This is a genomic window from Streptomyces sp. NPDC027663, assembly GCF_055566415.1.
On record NZ_JBVHSK010000009.1, the window covers coordinates 113010 to 132665 of the forward strand.

Here is a 19656-nt window from a genome sequence, read left to right on the forward strand (position 1 = left end):
CGTCCGCAAGGCCCGGCCCGGCACCACGGTGCGTCTCCGGCCGCCGCCGGTGTGCCCGTGGCCGCCGCTCACCGCTGCGTGGCCTGGCTCGCGCGACTGCCCGGCAGTTCGGCCTCGATGAGGTCGGCGGCCCGCCGGGTGCCGCCCTCCTGTGCCATCTCCGCCTGGATCTCCTTGAGCCGGCGCGCGACCTCGGGGTCGTCGACCAGCGCGAGGGCGGCCTCGCGGAGGCGGTCGGCGGTGGCCTCCTCGGCGGGCAGGTGCCGGGCGACCCCGAGGCCCTGCAGCATGTCGGCGTTGCCGAACTGGTCCACGGCCTGGGGTACGGCGATCATCGGCGTGGCGGTGGCCAGCCCCTCCTGGCTGCCGCCGGCGCCCGCGTGCGTGACGAACAGGTCGGCCTGCCGCAGGACCGCCGGTTGAGGCACCCAGCTGTGCACCTCGACATGGGCGGGTACGTCGCCCAGTTCGGCGCGGGTCACGTGCCGGCCGACCTGCAGGACGACGTGCCAGCCGGGGAGGTTCCCGAAGGCGCGCACGCACTCCCGGTAGAAAGCGGGCCGCTTGGTGTAGGCCGAGCCGAGGGACACCAGCACGACCTTCTCCGCACCGGCGGGCCGCTGCCAGGCGCCCTGGCCGGCGCGGTCGCCCTGGCAGGCGCCGACGAAGGTGTGGACGCGTTCGTCGACCCGGTCGGCGTGCGGCTGGAGGGCCTTGGGGATGAGCACGAGGGAGCGGGCCGGGCGGCCGACGAAGGCGTCCGGGTGCTGTGTGATCCCGTTCTCGGCCAGCCAGGCCTCGAACCGGGCGTAGTAGGCCCGTCCTCGCTCGGTCTGCCTCGGCTCCTTCCACATCGGCTCGGCCACCTCCTCCTCGTACCCCTCCCAGGCGACCAGGTTCGGGGAGAGGGAGACCGCCGGGACGCCCCAGCGATGGGCGAGGACGCGGGCCGGGTACGAGGCGATGTCGTGCAGGACGAGGTCGGGTGTGTCGTCGCCGTAGGCCGCGATGAGCTGGGGCAGCGCCTGGACGGCGTCGTCCAGGAACGGCTCCACGCTGTCGAGCAGGGTGCTCCCCCAGGCGTCCGGGTCGGCGTCGGGCCCCGGCAGGGTGGAGGCGTAGGGCACGGGCCGGGCGCCGGTGGCGGCCACCTTGTCGGCGAAGACCGGCGGGATGGCGTACGTGACCCGGTGGCCGCGGGCGACGAGTTCCCGGATCACCTCCAGGCTGGGGTTCACATGGCCGTGCGCGGCGATGGAGAACATGGCGATGTGGGCGGGTGCGGTCACTGGAGTCATGCCACAGAGGTTAGACGAGACGATACGTATCGTCTAATTCATTTTCCGTGCCCGCTGTTCTTCCGGGAGCCGGGGGCAGGAACTCTCAGCGCTGGTAGCGGGCCAGCACGAGATTGCCGTCCCGCTGGAGGCGGCCGCGCAGCTCGGCGAGGCCGATCGCGCCGCTGTAGTACTCCTGGTAGGCCGGGGTCGCCACCTTGTCCTTCCACTCCGGGTAGCCGCGGACCGACTGCGCGGGCGCCGGGCGGAGCCGGTCCGCGAGGGCGGTGCCGGTGGCCCAGCCGTACTTCGTGGTGTGCAGGGCCGGGTCCTGCAGGGCCCGGGTGCCGGTGGGCAGCATCCAGTCGCCGAGGGCGAGGCGGACCATGTTCTGCGGCCGCAGCAGGAAGTCGATGAACGCCACGGCCTCCTTCTTGTGCGGGCAGTCGGCGGAGACGGACAGCGTCTGCGGGCTGACGCCCTGGGCGAGCCCGTCGGCGCCCGCCGGGGCCGGCAGCACCTCCCAGCGGAAGCCCCGGGGTGCCTGCTGCACGATCTGCTGCCGGTAGGAGAAGCCCAGCGGCACCATCGCGTACCGGCCGCCGAAGAAGCCGGGCAGGGTGTCCGAACCGCCGCTGCCGAGCGTCGAGGCAGGGGCGCTGTGGTCGACGGCGACCTGGTCGTGGACGGTACGGGGCACGATGGCGTCCCCCTCGGTGAAGCGCACGGTGACCTTGCCGTCCGCGCCCCGGTGGAAGAGTCGCCCGCCCGCCGACAGGGACAGGTTGAGCGTGGCGGAGACGGGCTCCTTCAGCGGCCAGGCCACGCCGTACCGCCCGGGTCCGCTGAGCCGCTTGGCGACCTGCCGGAACTCCGTCCAGGTCCAGGGGTGTCCGGGCGTGGGTATGCGCACCTTCGCCGCCCGCAGCAGGTCCGAGTTGGCGATCAGCACCCGGGGTTCCTGGAGGAACGGCACGCCGTAGACGCCGGTCCCGAAGGTGGCGGTGTCCCAGCTGCTGCGCGGTATGGCGGACTTCAGCCGGCCGGGCAGCAGGCCTCTCAGGTCGGCCAGGTACCCGCCGTAGGCGAAGTCGGCGAGGTCGTCGGAGGCGTCATGGACGACGTCCGGGGCTTCGCCGCCCTCGAAGGAGGTGAGCAGCTGGTCGTGCACGCTGTCCCAGCTTCCCTGGACGTACTCGACCCTGACGTCCGGATGGGTCGCGTTCCACTCCTTCACCAGCTCCTTGTTGGCGGCGACGGACTCCTGCTGCCAGGCCAGGGACTGGAAGCGCAGGGTGACCGGCCCGCCCGCGCGGTGGCCCGGCGACGAGCAGCCGGCCAGAAGCAGGAGCATCACGAGTGTCCTGACGAGGGTCCGCATCAGCTCTTCACCGCCCCGGCGAGCAGGCCGCCCGTGATCCGGCGCTGGACGAGCGCGAAGACGGCCACGGAGGGCAGGGTGGCGAGGAACGCCGCCGCGGCCAGCGGCCCGAGGTCGGCCACGCCCTCCGCACCGATGAAGTGGGTGAGGACGACCGGGAGGGTCTGCCTCCCCGGGCTCTTGAGCAGCACCAGCGCGAAGAAGAACTCGTTCCATGCGGTGACGAACGCGAACAGGGCCGTGGCCGCGATACCGGGTGCGAGCAGCGGCGCCGTCACGGACACCAGGATCCTGAGGCGCCCGGCCCCGTCGACGGCCGCCGCTTCCTCCAGCTCGGCGGGCACCGCCCGGACGTGACCGGTGAGCATCCACAGCGCGAACGGCAGCGCCCACACCACGTACACCAGCACCAGTCCGGCCAGGGAGTCGATCAGCCGCAGGTTCTTCAGCACCAGGAACAACGGGATGATCACCAGCACGAAGGGGAACGCCTGGCTGACCACCACCCACCCGGTGGCGGCCCGGGCAAGCCGGGTGCGGTGCCTGGCCATGACGTAGGCCATCGGGGTGGCGATGAGGACGGCCACGCCGGCGGTTGCGAGCGCCGCCAGCAGGGAGTTGAGGGCGGCATGTGCCAGAGGCTGTTCACCGAAGGCCTGCCGGACGTTGGACAGGGTGGGGTGGCGCGGGATCCACGTCGGGTGCAGGCTGCCCAGCTCGCGCGGGGACTTCAGCGCGGTGGACAGCAGCCACAGGAACGGGAAGGCCAGGAAGAGCAGATACGCGAGCAGGGCGGCGTACTGGCCGGCGCGGGCCGCACGGCGGGGCCTCATGACTCGTCACCGAGCCGCAGCCGGCCGGCCAGGAAGACCGCGAGCAGGATCGAGACCACCGCGACGAGCACACAACCCATCGCCGCCGCATAGCCGAACTGGCCGTAGCGGAAGGCCTCTTCGTAGGCGAAGAGCATCGGCAGCCGGGTCTTTCCGCCGGGTCCGCCGTTCGTGAGCACGTAGACCAGGGCGAAGGAGTTGAGGTTCCAGATGAGGTTGAGCGCGGTGATGGCGAGGGCCACCGGTCTGAGCGCGGGCCAGGTGACCGTGCGGAAGCGGCGCCAGGCGCCCGCGCCGTCGACCGCTGCCGCCTCGTGCAGTTCGCGCGGGACGTTCTGCAGGCCGGCGAGCAGGGCGACGGTCGTCTGCGGCAGGCCCGCCCAGACGCCGACGACGATCACGGCGGGCAGTGCGGTGGCCAGGCCGCTCAGCCAGTCCCTGCCGTCGCCGAGGCCGAGGTCGCGCAGGGTCTCGTTGAGGACGCCGGCGTCCGGGTTGTAGACGAGCCGCCACATGATGCCGACGACGACCTCGGGCATCGCCCACGGCACGATCGCGAGGGCACGGGCCAGGCCGCGCAGCCGTAAGTCCTGGTTGAGCAGGAGGGCCAGGCCGAGCGCCAGCAGGAACTGGGGCACGGTCACGCCGACCGCCCAGACCAGTCCGATCCGGAACGACTCCCAGAAGAGGGTGTCGTGCAGCAGGTCCCGGAAGTTGAGGGCGCCGATCCACCGGGTGGCGGCCGTCCGGCCGGACTGGGCGTCGGTGAAGGCCAGCAGGATGCCGTACAGCAGCGGGCCGGCACTGAGCACCAGGATCGGGATGAGTGCGGGCAGGACCAGGAACCAGGCACCGCGCTCGGCGATCCGGCGACCGGCGGGCCGCCGTGCTGCCGTCGCGGACGCCTCTGCCCCGGCAACTGATGTCACGGAATCAGCCCCTTTGCCGCTCCGGTTGGCGTGTTCATGGTCGTGAAGGGCGGGTGGCTCGTCAAGGGGCCGCGCACGGCGGCCGACCTGTGCGAATGCGAGACTGGCCGGACACGGCCCGCACCCGGCACCCGCGGTGGGCCCACGGACGGCACGGGAAGACGGCTCGGAGGCACCACGATGGACGAGGCACGCGCGCGGCAGGCACTGGCCGCGGCGGGAGTGCTGCCGGGGCCGGCCCGGGACGCCCGGCTCCTGGCTCTCGGCGAGAACGCGGTGTTCGCCGCCGGTGACCTGGTGGTGAAGGTGGGCCGCGACGCCGAGCTGCTGGAGCGGGCCGAGCGTGAGCTGGCCGTCGCCGGCTGGCTGGCCGAGGCGGGCGTCCCGGCGGTACGGGCGGCCGAGCCGGAGCCGCTGCTGGTGGACGGCCGTCCGGTGACCGTGTGGCACCGGCTGCCGGATGCCGTACGGCCGGCCGAGGCACGGGACCTGGCCGGGCTGCTGCGGGCCGTGCACGCACTTCCCTCCCCTCCCTTCGCGTTGCCGCCCCGCGACCTGCTGGGCGGTGTGGAGCGCTGGCTGCGGCTCGCGGGCGACGCGATCGACCCCGAGGACGCGGCCTATCTGCGTGAGCGCCGCGACGGCTTCGCGAGGGAGGCGGCGGCGCTGAGCCCGCGTCTGACGCCGGGTCCGATCCACGGTGACGCGCTGCCCCGCAATGTGCACGTCGGACCGGACGGGGCGGTTCTGGTCGACCTGGAGACCTTCTCCGTGGATCTGCGCGAGCACGATCTGGTGGTCATGGCCCTCTCCCGGGACCGGTACGGGCTGCCCGGCGAGGCGTACGACTCCTTCACCGAGGCGTACGGCTGGGATGTGCGGGAGTGGGCGGGCTGTGCGGTGCTGCGGGGCGCCCGGGAGACGGCCAGCTGTGCGTGGGTGGCGCAGCACGCGCCGAGCAACCCCAAGGCGCTGGCCGAGTTCCGTCGCCGGGTGGCGTCGCTCCGGGACGGGGACGAGGCCGTGCGGTGGTATCCGTTCTGACGGTGCCCGGTGTCTGCTCGTACACGGAGGGGGCGCTGAGGCCGCCGGGCCGCGCGGCCCGGCACTGACGGGGTGCCGCCGCCCCCGCCCGCGCCACCCTGGGGGCACCCCCGGGGCACCCCCTCACGGCCTTTCGGGCACTAGGAGAGGCGCGACTGCCTGAAGTCGCGGGCGCCCGACAGGCAACGGCACCGCAGTTCCCCGAGAGGCGTGGGGAACTGCGGGGTCATCGGCAACGCACGCACGGACGGAAGCGCCCCGCTCCTCACGCCGGCTGGCTCTGCGTCAGCTCGCGCAGGGGCCACGTGGCGTCGATCACCGTGTCGGCCTGCCCCTTGCGGCGCAGGAACGCCTGGAAGTCCGCCGCCCAGTCCGCGTACCACTCGATCTGCCGCCGGTGCAGTTCCGCCGGGCCCAGGGACGCGATCTTCGGGTGGCGGTCGGCTATCGCGGACGCGAGCCGTGCCGCGGCCAGGGCGTCGGCGCAGGCGTCGTGGGCGGCGTCGAGGACTATGCCGTACTCGGCGCAGACCGCCTCCAGGTTCCGCTTGCCGCGGCGGTAGCGGTCGACCCTGCGGTCGATGGTGTACGGGTCGATGACGGGGCCGGGAGGGGCGCCGCCCAGCCGGTCGGTCAGGGACGGGAGCCCGTGGCGGCGCAGTTCGGCGGAGAGCAGGGTGAGGTCGAAGGCCGCGTTGTAGGCGACGACGGGGACACCCGCCGTCCAGTAGGAGACCAGGACGTCCGCGATGGCGTCGGCCACCTGGTCGGCCGGGCGGCCCTCCGCCGCCGCGCGTTCGTTGCTGATGCCGTGCACCGCGACGGCGTCGGCCGGGATCTCCACGCCCGGATCGGCCAGCCATTCCCGGCGCCCCATGGGCTCACCGGCCCTGACCTCGATCACGGCACCCGTGACGATGCGCGCCTCGCGCGGATCGGTCCCGGTGGTCTCCAGGTCGAAGCCGATCAGCAGCTCCCGGTGCCAGCCCATGGGCGGCCCCCCTTCTTGGTGGTGCTTTCCCCCAGTGGCCTCCACCATCGCACGCGGCACTGACAATCCGAGTGCCGCATTCCGCTTGCCCTCGGGAACGGTTCAGGACACCGGACGCGCATCCGCCCAGGCGAGTTCGAATTCCTCGCGATATGTAGGGAAGAGTCCGGATTCACCCGCGTCGTCCGACTTGACCAGTCGGCTGCCGTTGCGCAGCACCAGGACGGGCGACTCCATCCCCCGCGCCCCGCGCAGATAGGACTGCACCACGGCGATGCCGTCGGCGCCGTCGCCGTTCACCAGGTAGGCGGTGCAGCGGGGCGTCTCGTCGTACACCTGGATCTCGAAGGCGCCCGGGTCGCGCAGCCGGGACCGCACCCGGCGCATGTGCAGGATGTTCATCTCGACCGAGCGGCTCAGTTCACCCCGCTTCATCCCGAGTTCGCGCTCGCGGCGCTTGACCGAGCTGGAGGCCGGGTTGAGGAAGAGCAGCCGCACCCGGCAGCCGGACTCGGCGAGCCGGACCAGACGCCGCCCGGAGAAGTTCTGCACCAGGAGGTTGAGGCCGATGCCGATGGCGTCGAGGCGGCGGGCACCGTCGAAGATGTCCTCGGCCGGGAACTGGCGCAGCAGCCGCACCCGGTCCGGGTGGACGGCCACGACGTCGGCGTACCGGTCGCCGACCAGGTCCTCCACGGCGTCGACGGGCAGCCTGCGTGCGGAGGGCACGTCACCGCCCGCGCCCAGCATCTCCAGCAGCCGCGCGGAGGCCCGCTCGGCCTGGCCGAGCACCGCCTCGGACAGGGCCCGGTTGCGGGAGACGACGTTGCGGGTGACCTCCAGTTCGTCGAGGGCGAGTTCGAGGTCCCGGCGCTCGTCGAAGTACGGCTCGAAGCAGGGCCAGTGCTGCACCATCAGCTCGCGCAGCTGGGGCAGGGTGAGGAAGCTGAGCACGTTGTCGTCGGCCGGATCGAGCAAGTAGCCCTTGCGGCGGCTGACTTCGCGCACGGCGACCGCGCGCTGCACCCACTCCTGCCCGGCCGGGCCGGCCGCGGCCACCACCCACTCGTCGCCGTGGACGGGTTCGTAGATGGGCCGCAGCACGGCGGCCACGACCGCGCGCAGCCGTTGTTCGACGAGGTTCAGCCAGATGTAGGCCCGGCCGGCCCGCTGGGCGCGGGTGCGCACCTCGCGCCAGGCGTCGGCGTCCCAGTCCAGCTCCGGCCCGATGGAACCCGCGTCCATCGGCCGGGCCAGGGACACCGCGCCGGGCGGGACGTCTGTGGAGTTCCCCTCGTGACCTGCGTCACCAGGAGGCAGCTCCAGCCCTCCCGAGCCCACCCGCGCACCGCCTTCCACTCCCGGGCCTCTCCCGTCTCAACGATCAAGGAAGGGTACTCCGCAAGCGGGCGGCGGTGCAGCCGGATGGACAGGTCGGTTTCCCGACTGCTTGGCTCAACTACGCCATTCCCAGTGCCCGTTCTGCCATGCCAGTTCCTTGGGAGTGAGCGGATTCATAGCCGTGACGTCCCGAGGGGCGATGGAGAAGCCCTGCCAGTGCACCGGCATGGGCTGCTGATCCTCGTCCCGGGCGATGTGGTGGAAGCCGACGTTCATCCAGACCACCGGGTGGGTGAGGGACTGGCCATTGACCCACTTGTCGACGGACTTCGGGTAATTCCGTGTGCAGGTCGGGTTGTTGCTCGCGAACAGCTCGCACTTGTTGTACTCGGTGACGTACATGTCGTGCTTGGTGTAGCTGCGGCCGGGGTACCGGGTGGTGGGCCCGGGGACCAGTTCGTACGAACGCGCATGCCCGTCCTTGTTCTTGCCGGTCGCGCTGACCACCCGCCACCAGCGGTAGGTCTTGTAGTCGCCCGCCAGCTCCTTGGTCACCTTGGTGCGGGTGGTCTTGGCGGTCGGTCCCTCCTGCCGGCCGGAGGGGGCACTGACGGCCGAGTCGTACTGCTCGACCTTCGTGCGGGACGAGCCGTCGAGGCCGAAGTCGAGCCGCCAGAAGACGTTGTGGCTGTGACTGGTGGAGTAGTCCTTGGCGCCCTTGCCGATGGGCCAGCCGCGGCCGTCCTGGGCGTTGTAGTCCTCCCAGGAGAGGCTGCCGGTGGCGCCGACGTTCATGGTGACGGTTCCGTCGTCCTGGAAGCGCCACTCGGTGATGTACTCGTACCAGCCGACCTGGTTGACCGTGTAGACCAGCAGGTCCTTGCCCTGCTGCTGGTACACCTTGCCGGAGACGTCGTGCATCCGGTAGGCGTGGCCACGCGAACGAGTGGTGGTGCACAGGCCGTTGACGTCGGGGTGCCGCGGGTCCCCGTCCGGGACGCGGACGGTCTTGATGGTGCCGCCGGGGCACTCACCGGGCGCCAGCTCCTGCAGCTCCTGGGCGAAGTCCTGGCCGGTCAGGTCGGAGTACTCGTGCTTGCCGTCGTCGTACGGGACGTGGATCTGGCCGAGTCTGGCGCTGTTGAGGACCTTGATCGGCTTGGCCTCGCCCTTGGGCTGGTAGGAGATGTTCTCCAGGACCAGGCCGGCCTTGCTGTCGTAGCGCCAGCACATGCGCCAGGTCGTGCCGGTGGCCAGCTTCTGCTCGATCGTGTAGGCGGCGCTGCAGCCGGGGGCCGCCGCGGGAGCGGTCTGCGGCCGGGCCGCGGCCGGACCGGCGATCGTCGTCGCGCCGGCGGCCAGCGCGGCCAGGGACAGGCCGACGGCCGCGCTCTTGCGGGCGGCACGGCCGGCGGCTCGCGGCAGGACGCCGCCGGGCAGGTGCTTTTCGGGCATGAAGAGATGACTCCCTTGCCGGAGATTCGGGTGGGAAGGCGGGCGGCGGCCCGTCAGCTGCGGTCGAGCGCGGCGGCCTTGCGGGCGCTCAGATCGATCACCAGGTCCCTGGTGTCGATCCACGGCCCGTTCTTCACCTTGGAGAAGAGCCGGACGCACCGGTGGACGCCGCAGTCGTCGAGCACCGGCGGCTGGGCGCCGGGCGTGGCCTCGTAGATGCCACCGGTCAGCTCCAGCTGGTCCGGCGAGGTGAGTTCCTTGCCGGTGGCGTCCTTGTAGTCCGCCTTGAGGCCCGCGCCCAGCGGGCCGGCGATCAGGATCCGGGCCGCCTCGGTGTTCTCGGCGCGGCTCGGCGGCGGCTGGACGCCGCGCTGGGTGCCGGTCCGTACGACCTTCCCGGTCTGCAGGTCGACGGTCTTGGTGACGAGCGTGTCGGTCTTGTAGTCGTAGAAGCTCACGTCGGCCCGGCGCGGCGCGTCCGGGTCGTCGGCCTCGGCGGCCTCGGGTTCGGCGAGGTCGACGCTCAGGCGCTGCGGACCGCGGTCGCCGTCGACGTCGCGGGCCGTGGCCGACAACTGCCCGGTCCGGGCGATCCGCTCCACCCGCCCGATCTCGTCACCGGTGAGCGGGTCGCGGCCCGTGCCCTGCTTCTGCTCGGCGGGCGCCTGCTCCACGACGCCGGGCCGGACGGCGTCCGGTCCCTGCCCGGACTGCTGTGCGGCCCGCGTACCGCCGCTCCCGGTCCCGCCGGACTCGTCCGCACCCGCAGAGCCCGGCAGCGTCACGGCGACCATGGCGGCGGTCCCCACCGCCGCGAGGGCCGCCCCGGCCACTACTTTGCCCAGATGACGGTGGACTTTCTCGCGCACTGCTTCCCCCTACTCCCCCTGGTCCCGGGAGTACGTCGGTGCCCCGCTGGTTCGGCGCACGGCGGGTACCAGAACCGCCGTGCGCACTGGTCGGTGGGTAAGAGGCCCATAAGTCACGGGAGGTTCCGTCACTTTCGGACAGGACTCGGGGGCCAACGCGCCCCCGGGCGGGCAGCACACCTGGGAGAGTCGTATCCATGCAGGTCTGGCCTGGAGAGGCGTATCCGCTCGGCGCCACCTATGACGGCGCCGGAACCAACTTCGCGGTCTTCACGGAGGCCGCGGACCGAGTAGAGCTGTGTCTGCTGCACGACGACGGCTCGGAGACGGCGGTGGAACTGCGCGAGAGTGACGCGTTCGTGCGGCACGCGTACCTGCCGGGCGTGATGCCCGGACAGCGGTACGGGTTCCGGGTGCACGGTCCGGACGACCCCGGGCGCGGGCTGCGCTGCAACTCGGCGAAGCTGCTGCTCGACCCGTACGCGAAGGCGGTCAGCGGGCAGGTGCGGTGGGGCGAGGAGGTGTACGGCTACCACTTCGGCGCCCCGGAGCGGCGCAACGACCTGGACTCGGCGCCGCACACCATGACCTCGGTGGTGATCAACCCGTACTTCGACTGGGGCGACGACCGGCCACCGCGCACCGGCTACCACCACACCGTGATCTACGAGGCCCATGTGAAGGGCCTGACCATGCGCCACCCGGGCCTCCCGGAGGAACTGCGCGGCACCTACGCGGGTCTCGCCCACCCGGCGGTCATCGAACACCTGACCAAGCTCGGTGTGACAGCCCTGGAGCTGATGCCCGTACACCAGTTCGTGAACGACCACCGGCTGGTCGACATGGGCCTGAACAACTACTGGGGCTACAACACGATCGGCTTCTTCGCCCCGCACAACGCGTACGCCTCCTGGGGTGACCGCGGACAGCAGGTCCTGGAGTTCAAGTCGGCGGTCCGGGCGCTGCACGAGGCCGGGATCGAGGTCATCCTGGACGTCGTCTACAACCACACGGCCGAAGGCAACCACCTGGGTCCGACGCTGTCCTTCAAGGGCCTCGACAACCCGTCGTACTACCGCCTCACGGACGATCCCCGCTACTACATGGACACCACGGGCACCGGCAACTCGCTGCTCATGCGGTCCCCGCACGTGCTTCAGCTGATCATGGACTCGCTGCGGTACTGGGTGACCGAGATGCACGTCGACGGCTTCCGCTTCGACCTCGCGGCCACCCTGGCCCGGCAGTTCCACGAGGTGGACCGGCTGTCGTCGTTCTTCGACCTGGTGCAGCAGGACCCGGTGGTCTCCCAGGTGAAGCTGATCGCCGAGCCGTGGGACGTGGGCGAGGGCGGCTACCAGGTGGGCAACTTCCCGCCGCTGTGGACCGAGTGGAACGGCAAGTACCGGGACACCGTACGGGACCTGTGGCGCGGCGAGCCGCGCGCGCTGGCCGAGTTCGCCTCCCGGCTGACCGGCTCCTCCGACCTCTACCAGGACGACGGCCGCCGACCGCTCGCCTCCATCAACTTCGTGACCTGCCACGACGGTTTCACCCTGCACGACCTGGTGGCGTACAACCACAAGCACAACGCGGCCAACGGCGAGGACGACCGGGACGGTGAGAGCCACAACCGGTCCTGGAACTGCGGGACGGAGGGCGACACCGACGACCCGGAGGTGCTGGAGCTGCGCGCACGGCAGATGCGGAACTTCATCGCCACGCTGATGCTGTCCCAGGGTGTGCCGATGATCAGCCACGGCGACGAGTTCGCCCGCAGCCAGCGCGGCAACAACAACGCCTACTGCCAGGACAACGAGATCTCCTGGGTGCGGTGGCCCGAAGGCGACCATGATCTGCTGGAGTTCACGCGCGCGATGGTCTGGCTGCGCCGTGACCATCCCGTCTTCCGCCGGCGCCGCTTCTTCCACGGCCGTCCGGTGGAGGGCACGCATGACGAGCTGTCCGACATCGCGTGGTTCACTCCCGAGGGCAGCGAGATGACCCAGCGGGACTGGAACTCGGCGCAGGCCTCGGCGCTGTCGGTCTTCCTGAACGGCAACGCCATTTCCGAGCCCGGCCCGCGCGGGGAGCACATCTGCGACGACTCGTTCCTGCTGATGTTCAACGCCTCGCCCGAACCACTCGACTTCCTGGTGCCCGTCAACCACGGCCGGCAGTGGCAGGTGGTGGTCGACACCGCCCGCCCGGACGGAGTGCCGCCGGGCACGGGCGCGAAGGTCGCGGCCGGCGACCGGATCACCCTGCCGGACCGCAGCCTGACCGTGCTGCAGCGGCCGGCGTGACACGCTGACGGCAGCCCCGCCCGGGGCTGCCCGTCCCGTCGGCGACTGCGTCCCTGACCGCGAGGACCGGCTGGCAGGGCATCCGCCGCCGGACGGCAGGTGCAGCGACCCGGCCAGGGCACGACCCGCCGGTGGTCCGTTCCGCTGCCGCGCCCGTCGTCCTCGGTGCAGAACTTTTACCGGCTCCGAGGCAACCAAGAGTCTGTGCAGGGTTTCTGACCTCTCGCGTCCTGCGTTCGACGGGAGACACGAGATGGAACCTCGCACAGCCGAGAGCGGTCGGTCTCGGCCGGCGGTCCCGGGCCGTCCGGCGGAACACGGCCGTCCGGGGGAACACGGCCGTCCGAAGGGACACGGCCGTCCGAAGGGACACGGCCGTCCGAAGGGACACGGCCGTCCGAGGGTCCCGGGCCGTCCGGTGGTCCCGGGCCGTCTGTCCGGCTGGGCTGCGGCCGCGGCGTTCCTGCTGGCCGTGACGACGGCCTGCACCGGCTCCGTGCCGGGGGACGGCGCCGCCGCGGTTGCGAGGCCCGGCGCGGCCGGAGTGGGTGACCGGCTGTTCCCGGCGCTCGGCAACGGCGGCTACGACGTCCTGCACTACGGGCTGACGCTGGACTACGTGCCCGAGACCAACCGCCTGAAGGGCAGGGCGGTCATCACGGCACGGGCCACCCAGGACCTGAGCCGCTTCGATCTCGACCTGACGGGGCTGCGGGTCCGCGCCGCCACGGTGCACGGAGCGCAGGCCCACGTCGCACGCAGGAACGACGAGCTGATCGTGACACCGGCGAAGGCGGTGCGGAGGGGCGAGACCTTCGAGACGGTCGTCACCTACGACGGCACCCCGCGCACGCTGCAGGGCGACGACGGAGGCCGGGAGGGCTGGATCGAGACCGACGACGGCGCGACCGCCCTGGGCGAACCGTCCGGCTCCACGACCTGGTTCCCGGGCAATCATCACCCGTCGGACAAGGCCACGTACGACATCACGGTCACCGTGCCCAAGGACGAGGACGGTGACCCCTACGACGTGGTCGGCAACGGCAGGCTGGTCGCGGAGGAGGACACGGGCCGTACGGTGACCCGGCACTGGCGCACCGACGAGCCCATGGCCAGCTACCTCGCCCATGTCTCGGTCGGATACTTCGAGGTCCACAAGGGGTGGACCGACGACGACGTGCCCGTCTACGTCGCCATCGACCCCGACGAATCCGAGGACGCGGACGGCGTGGCGGATTCGGTGTCCGGGATCGTCGACTGGGCCGGCGAACGCTTCGGCCCCTACCCCTTCTCCTCCACCGGTGCCATCGTCGACCACCTGCCCGGACTCGACTACGCCCTGGAGACCCAGACCAGGCCCTACTTCGACGAGGCGCCGGACGAGGTACTGCTCGTGCACGAACTGGCGCACCAGTGGTTCGGCAACTCCGTCACCCCCCGCCGGTGGAAGGACATGTGGCTCAGCGAGGGCCTGGCCACCTACGCGGAGTGGCTCTGGGAGGAGGATCACGGCGGCCGGAGCACCGACGAGATCTTCAAGGACTTCTACGACGGCACGGACACCGAGAGCGACGGCATCTGGGCCTTCCCGCCGAGCGATCCGCCCGGCGCCGGGCACGTCTCCGACCCGCCCGTCTACGGACGCGGCGCCATGGTCGTGCACCAGGTGCGCAAGGCCGTCGGCGACGAGACCTTCTTCGACGTCCTGCGCACCTGGACCCGGCAGCACCGGCACGGCAACGCCGGCACCCGGCAGTTCATCGACCTGTGCGAGGAGGAGTCCGGCAAGGACCTGACCCGGCTCTTCGACGTCTGGCTCTTCGGCAGGCGGAAGCCGTCCCGGATGTGAGCGGCGGGGCCGGGAGGGAACGGGCGGGCCGGCCTGCCGGAGCGTGAGCCGCGACCGTCCGCTGCCCGGGCCGGTCCGCGAGCCGGCCCCCCTGCGGGCCGCGGGCCACCTGGCCGAGTACCAGCGCGGTGATGACACGAAATGCGGCGAGCTGGGTACGTAGGTTCCCATGACTTCTGCGCGACCCGGACCGGGGGTGCCCACGGCCACCTACCGACTGCAGCTCCAGCCCGCGTTCCCGTTCGCCGCGGCCGCCGCGGCCGTACCGTACCTGGCGTCGCTCGGCGTCTCGCATCTGCATCTGTCCCCGGTCCTGGAGGCCGTCCCGGGCTCGGCGCACGGCTACGACGTGGTGGACCCCGCGCGCGTGCGCGAGGAACTGGGCGGTGAGGAGGGGCTGCGCGCCCTGGCGCACACCGCGCGGGAACACGGTCTCGGCCTGGTGGTGGACATCGTGCCGAACCACATGGCGATGGTGCCCCGGCACAATCCCGCCCTGTGGGAGGTGCTGCGCGAGGGGCCCGGTTCGCCGTACGCACGCTGGTTCGACATCGACTGGGATGCGCAGGGCGGGCGGGTGCTGCTGCCCGTGCTCGGCGGCCCGGTCGGCACACAGCTGGAGCATCTGGTGGTCGACGGCGACGTGCTGCGCTACCACGACCACGCCTTCCCGCTCCGCGCCGGCACCGGGCAGCTGCCGCTGCCGCAGTTGCTGGACGCGCAGTGGTACCGCCCGGTGTGGTGGCGGCTGGCCCGCACCGAGCTGAACTACCGGCGGTTCTTCAGCATCTCGGAGCTGATCGGACTGCGGGTCGAGGACCCCGAGGTGTTCGACGCCACGCACGCCAAGATCCTGCAGTTGCTGGCGGAGGGCGTGGTCGACGGACTGCGGATCGACCATCCCGACGGGCTCGCCGACCCGGACGGCTACCTCGCTCGGCTGCACGAGGCGACCGGCGGGCGCTGGACGGTCGTCGAGAAGATCCTGGCCGACGGCGAGCGGCTGCCCGCCTCCTGGCCGGTCGCGGGCACGACCGGCTACGACGCCCTGCGGCACGTCGACGGCCTGTTCACGGACCGCACCGGGGCGTACGAGCTGCTGGGGCGCTACCGGGCGTTCGCGGCGCCGCAGACGGACCGGGGCGGCAACTGGGAGGCCACGGTCCGGCGGGCCGCCTACAAGGTGCTCACGCACGAACTGGCCACCGAGACGGACCGGCTCACCCGGGTGGCCGCCCGGCTGTGTGCCGCCTCGCCCGACCTGTCGCTGCGCGACCGCGCTCCGTGGGCGCTGCGCACGGCCGTGGAGGAGCTGCTGGTCCGGCTGCGGGTCTACCGGCCGTACGCCTCCGGCGACGCCTGCGCCGTGATCACCGGGGAGGCCGCCGAGGAGGCCCGGCTCGCCTTCGTGGTGCCGGAGGAGGCCGAGGCCGTCGGCATCGTGCGCCGGCTGCTGGTCGAGCCACCCGGCGACGCGTCGGCACCGGACCACGCCGACCGGGTGGAATTCCGCACCCGGTTCGCACAGACCGCGTCGGCGCTGCGCGCCAAGTCGGTCGAGGACACGGCCTTCTACCGCTATGTGCCGCTGTTGCCGGCGGCCGAGGTGGGCGGCGATCCGGGAAGCCCGGGCGTGTCCCCGGAGGACTTCCACGCGTACTGCACGCGCGTGCAGCGCGACTGGCCGCTCACCGGCACCGTCGTCTCCACGCACGACACCAAGCGCAGCGCGGACGTGCGCGCGGCGCTGGCCGTGCTCACCGAGTGCCCGGACCGCTGGGCGAAGTTGCTGGCCGACGTGACCCGGGCCGAGGCGGGCGTGCCGGACGGGCAGTTGGCCTGGGCGGCCTGGCAGACGGTGTTCGGCCTGGGCCCGGCGGAGGAGGACCGCGTCCAGGAGGCGCTGCTCAAGCACGTGCGCGAGGCGGGCATGTACACCAGCTGGACGGAGCAGGAGCCGCCCTACGAGGAGGCGGTGGCGGCCTTCGTCACGGCCGGTCCGTGCGGGCCGCCCGGCGAGCGTGTGGCCGCGTTCCGCAAGGCGCTGGACCCGCAGGTGCGGGCCAACGTGCTCGGCACCGCGCTGGTCCATCTGACGATGCCGGGGGTGCCGGACGTGTACCAGGGCACCGAGGGCGAGTACCGGGCCCTGGTGGACCCGGACAACCGGCGGCCGCCGGCGTTCCCGCCGGAGGCACCCGGCGAGAAGGACGCGCTGACGACGGCCGCGCTGCGGCTGCGCGCCCGGCGCCCGGACGCCTTCGGCGCGGACGCGTCGTACGCCCCGCTGCCCGCCGAGGGCCCGGCCGCCGAGCACTGCCTGGCTTTCGCGCGCTCGGGCGAGGTGGTCACGGCGGTGACCCGGCTGTCGCTGCGGCTCGAGGAGGCGGGCGGCTGGCAGGAGACCCGGCTGCCGCTGCCCCCGGGGAGATGGGCGGACGTGCTGACCAGCGGGCGGGAGTTCACCGGCCACGCGCGCGTGGCGGAGCTTTTCGACCGGCTGCCGGTGGCACTGCTGGAGCGCGTGGCGGAGGACTGAGAACGGGAGCCGCCCACCGCCCCGGACCGCCGCCCTCCGAGGGCCGACGGAGCGAGCGGCTCAGCGGGCCGGTGCGGTGAGTGGCTCAGCGGGCCGGTGCGGTGGGTGGCTCCCCGTCGTCGGAGGGGCGAGGGAGCGGGACGGTGTGGCGGAGGGCCCGCACTCCCCGGCGGCCCAGCACTCGGCCCGGGGAGCGGGGCGGCTCAGCGGGCCGGTGCGGTGGGTGGCTCGCAGGTTTCGTACGGTTCTGTGGTGCTCAGGGGCGGCCACGTCGCGCGGAGGAGGTCCGCGAAGGCCGCGGCGGCTCCGGTGGGCGGTACGCGCGCGTAGACGGCCAGGGCGCGTCTCCAGGCCGGGACGGGGCTGAGGACCACGCAGTCCTCGCCGACGGCGCCACGCACCATGTGGGCCGGCGCGGTGCACACCCCGACGCCGGCGGCGGCCATGCGCACGGCCGTCGAGGTGTGCTCGGTCCACACGGCGGTCCGGGGGCGGAACCCGGCCTTCCCGCAGGCCCGGTCGAGGAAGCGTTCGCCGTGCACGACGGGTTCCATGGCGCAGCGGATCCAGGCGCGGTCGGCGAGTTCCGGGAGCGTGACCGTCGTACGGCCCGCGAACCGGTCGTCGAAGGGCACGACGAGGACGAGTTCCTCCTCGCCGAGGGGGACGACGGCGCCGGGCCGGCCCACGGGCTCGGGGCCGACGGCGAGGTCGGCGGTGCCGCGCTGCACGGCCTCCTCCAGGGCTTCGGCGGTGGCGTACTCGTGCAGGCGCAGCAGAACCTCCGGATGGGCCGCACGCCAGCGCGCGAAGACATCCGGCAGGACACCGACCGCGACCGAGTGCAGGGCCGCGACATGCAGTTCGCCGCCCTCGGCACCACCGGCGGCGCGGGCCGCGCGGCGGGCCTGCGCGGCGCTGCGGACGGCGAGTTCGGCGTGGGGCAGGAACGCCCGCCCCATCGGAGTCAGACGCACGCCCCGTGGCAGGCGCTCCAGCAGGGTGCCGCCGACCGACCTCTCCAGCGCCTTGATCTGGTGCGACAGGGCGGGCTGGGTGACGTGCAGGGCGTCCGCCGCGCGTGTGAAGGACGCCTCCCGCACGACCGTCACGAAGTACTCCATCTGCCGCAGACTCAACTCCGCGTCCCCTCATGAAGATCGTGCATGGATTCCACAACAACATTGCCTTGGACTCATGACAAGGGGTGGACGGAGGGTGGATGCCATGACCATCAACACATCCGACGTGATCGTCATCGGTGGAGGCACCGGCGGCTACAGCACCGCCCTGCGCGCCGCCTCCCTCGGCCTGGACGTCGTCCTCGTCGAACGCGACAAGGTCGGCGGCACGTGTCTGCACCGGGGCTGCATCCCGAGCAAGGCGATGCTGCACGCCGCCGAGCTGGTCGACGGGATCGCCGAGGCCCGCGAGCGCTGGGGCGTGAAGGCGACCGTGGACTGCGTCGACTGGGGGGCGCTGGTGGCGACCCGGGACGACATCGTGGGCCGCAACCACAAGGGGGTGGAGGCGCATCTGGCGCACGCGGGCGTGCGCGTCGTACGGGGCAGCGCACGGCTGACGGGGACGCGCACGGTACGGGTGGAGGGCGTACGCGCCGAGGGTGCGCCGGGCGCGCACGACAGCGGTGCCCCAGGCGGGCACGGCAGCCTCGCACCAGGCGGGCACGACCTCGTCGCGCGGCGTGCGATCGTTCTCGCGACCGGCTCGCGACCGCGCCTGCTCCCGGGGCTCACGTCCGACGGGCGACGCGTGGTGACCAGTGATGACGCCCTGTTCGCGCCGGGGCTCCCGGAGTCCGTCCTGGTGCTGGGCGGCGGCGCGATCGGTGTCGAGTACGCCTCCTTCCACCGGTCCATGGGCGCGCGGGTCACCCTGGTGGAGGCCGCCGACCGGATCGTGCCCCTGGAGGACGCCGATGTGAGCCGGCATCTGACCCGCGGTCTGAAGAAGCGCGGGATCGACGTGCAGGCGGACGCGCGGCTGCTGGACGCCGAGCTGCTGGAGAACGGCGTACGCGCGCGCGTACGGACGGCGCGGGGTGAGACCCGGACCGTGGAGGCGGAGCGGCTGCTGGTGGCCGTCGGCCGGGCTCCGGTCACCGAGGGGCTGGGCCTGGACGCGGCCGGCCTGGCGACGGACGAGCGGGGGTTCGTCGTACCGGCGGACTGGAGCCGGCTGGAGACGGCCGTGCCGGGCATCCATGTCGTCGGCGACCTGCTGCCGCCGCCCTCGCCGGGCCTCGCCCACGCCTCGTTCGCGGAGGGCCTGCTGGTGGCCGAGACACTGGCCGGGCTGCCGTCGGCGCCGGTCGACTACGCGGCCGTGCCCCGGGTGACGTACTCCTCGCCCCAGACCGCCTCCGTGGGGCTGAGCGAGGCCGAGGCACGCGCGCGCGGGCACGAGGTGGACGTCGGCACGATGCCGCTGACGGCCGTGGCCAAGGGGATGGTGCACGGTCAGGGCGGGATGGTGAAGGTCGTGACCGCGGCGGGCGCCGGGCAGGTGCTCGGCGTGCACCTGGTCGGCCCGAACGTGTCGGAGATGATCGCCGAGAGCCAGCTGATCGTCGGCTGGGACGCCGAACCCGCGGACGTGGCCCGGCACGTGCATGCGCACCCCACGCTGTCGGAGGCGGTGGGCGAGGTGTTCCTGACGCTCGCGGGACGCGGCCTGCACCAGCAGTGAACCCACGGCACGCAGTGGCCGGAACACCGGCGGCCACTGCGTCCGGGCGCCCCCGGTAGCCTCCCCCGCCGCACGCTTGACAGTTCACCCGTCCCGTGCGGCACTGGGAGGGCGAAGCCGGGCGGACAAGTCG

Annotated in this window: 14 protein-coding genes; 5 read left to right on the forward strand and 9 right to left on the reverse strand. The window is 72.5% G+C overall.

The features are described from left to right. Nucleotides 1-68: 68 nt before the first annotated feature. The 4 genes from mgt to ACZ4SF_RS23800 form a co-directional block, all read right to left on the reverse strand. Nucleotides 69-1298, reverse strand: a complete 1230-nt coding sequence (gene mgt, locus ACZ4SF_RS23785) for a macrolide-inactivating glycosyltransferase (RefSeq protein ID WP_468387766.1) — start codon at nucleotides 1296-1298, stop codon at nucleotides 69-71. An 85-nt stretch (nucleotides 1299-1383) separates the two neighbouring features. After that, nucleotides 1384-2658 carry an ABC transporter substrate-binding protein gene (locus ACZ4SF_RS23790; protein ID WP_468387768.1) on the reverse strand — a complete coding sequence of 425 codons (1275 nt, stop codon included), beginning with the start codon at nucleotides 2656-2658 and terminating at the stop codon, nucleotides 1384-1386. Further along, nucleotides 2658-3491, reverse strand: a complete 834-nt coding sequence (locus tag ACZ4SF_RS23795) for a carbohydrate ABC transporter permease (protein ID WP_468387770.1) — start codon at nucleotides 3489-3491, stop codon at nucleotides 2658-2660. Before ACZ4SF_RS23795 ends, ACZ4SF_RS23790 begins: the two co-directional genes overlap by 1 nt. Next, nucleotides 3488-4357: a carbohydrate ABC transporter permease gene (locus tag ACZ4SF_RS23800; protein WP_468388076.1), complete on the reverse strand. Its 870-nt coding sequence runs from the start codon at nucleotides 4355-4357 to the stop codon at nucleotides 3488-3490. Before ACZ4SF_RS23800 ends, ACZ4SF_RS23795 begins: the two co-directional genes overlap by 4 nt. A 243-nt stretch (nucleotides 4358-4600) precedes the next feature. On the opposite strand from ACZ4SF_RS23800, the gene ACZ4SF_RS23805 reads away from it, so the two are divergent. Next, nucleotides 4601-5464: a phosphotransferase enzyme family protein gene (locus ACZ4SF_RS23805; protein WP_468387772.1), complete on the forward strand. Its 864-nt coding sequence runs from the start codon at nucleotides 4601-4603 to the stop codon at nucleotides 5462-5464. 265 nt (nucleotides 5465-5729) lie between these two features. Here ACZ4SF_RS23805 and ACZ4SF_RS23810 read toward each other — a convergent pair whose 3' ends face one another. From ACZ4SF_RS23810 to ACZ4SF_RS23825, 4 genes are all read right to left on the reverse strand, one after another. Beyond that, nucleotides 5730-6455, reverse strand: coding sequence for an exonuclease domain-containing protein (locus tag ACZ4SF_RS23810; RefSeq protein ID WP_468387774.1), 726 nt, complete (start codon nucleotides 6453-6455; stop codon nucleotides 5730-5732). Nucleotides 6456-6557: 102 nt separating this feature from the next. After that, complete coding sequence (locus tag ACZ4SF_RS23815; protein ID WP_468388078.1) at nucleotides 6558-7796, reverse strand: SAV2148 family HEPN domain-containing protein; 1239 nt, start codon at nucleotides 7794-7796, stop codon at nucleotides 6558-6560. Between the two features lie 114 nt (nucleotides 7797-7910). Then, nucleotides 7911-9251 (reverse strand): copper amine oxidase, encoded by a 1341-nt coding sequence (locus ACZ4SF_RS23820; RefSeq protein WP_468387776.1) that lies wholly within the window; start codon nucleotides 9249-9251, stop codon nucleotides 7911-7913. Nucleotides 9252-9304: 53 nt separating this feature from the next. After that, nucleotides 9305-10120 carry a Tat pathway signal sequence domain protein gene (locus ACZ4SF_RS23825; RefSeq protein WP_468387778.1) on the reverse strand — a complete coding sequence of 272 codons (816 nt, stop codon included), beginning with the start codon at nucleotides 10118-10120 and terminating at the stop codon, nucleotides 9305-9307. Between the two features lie 197 nt (nucleotides 10121-10317). Here ACZ4SF_RS23825 and glgX point away from each other — a divergent pair, with 197 nt between their 5' ends. From glgX to treY, 3 genes are all read left to right on the forward strand, one after another. Beyond that, nucleotides 10318-12426 carry a glycogen debranching protein GlgX gene (gene glgX / locus ACZ4SF_RS23830; protein WP_468387780.1) on the forward strand — a complete coding sequence of 703 codons (2109 nt, stop codon included), beginning with the start codon at nucleotides 10318-10320 and terminating at the stop codon, nucleotides 12424-12426. 418 nt (nucleotides 12427-12844) lie between these two features. Beyond that, nucleotides 12845-14275 carry a M1 family metallopeptidase gene (locus tag ACZ4SF_RS23835; RefSeq protein ID WP_468387782.1) on the forward strand — a complete coding sequence of 477 codons (1431 nt, stop codon included), beginning with the start codon at nucleotides 12845-12847 and terminating at the stop codon, nucleotides 14273-14275. Between the two features lie 169 nt (nucleotides 14276-14444). Continuing rightward, nucleotides 14445-16814 carry a malto-oligosyltrehalose synthase gene (treY, locus tag ACZ4SF_RS23840; RefSeq protein WP_468387784.1) on the forward strand — a complete coding sequence of 790 codons (2370 nt, stop codon included), beginning with the start codon at nucleotides 14445-14447 and terminating at the stop codon, nucleotides 16812-16814. A gap of 203 nt (nucleotides 16815-17017) precedes the next feature. Here treY and ACZ4SF_RS23845 read toward each other — a convergent pair whose 3' ends face one another. Then, complete coding sequence (locus tag ACZ4SF_RS23845; protein ID WP_468387786.1) at nucleotides 17018-17953, reverse strand: LysR family transcriptional regulator; 936 nt, start codon at nucleotides 17951-17953, stop codon at nucleotides 17018-17020. 88 nt (nucleotides 17954-18041) lie between these two features. Here ACZ4SF_RS23845 and lpdA point away from each other — a divergent pair, with 88 nt between their 5' ends. Further along, a complete protein-coding gene (gene lpdA / locus ACZ4SF_RS23850) occupies nucleotides 18042-19523 on the forward strand; it encodes a dihydrolipoyl dehydrogenase (protein WP_468387788.1) in 1482 nt (493 codons plus the stop codon). The last annotated feature ends 133 nt before the right edge of the window (nucleotides 19524-19656 follow it).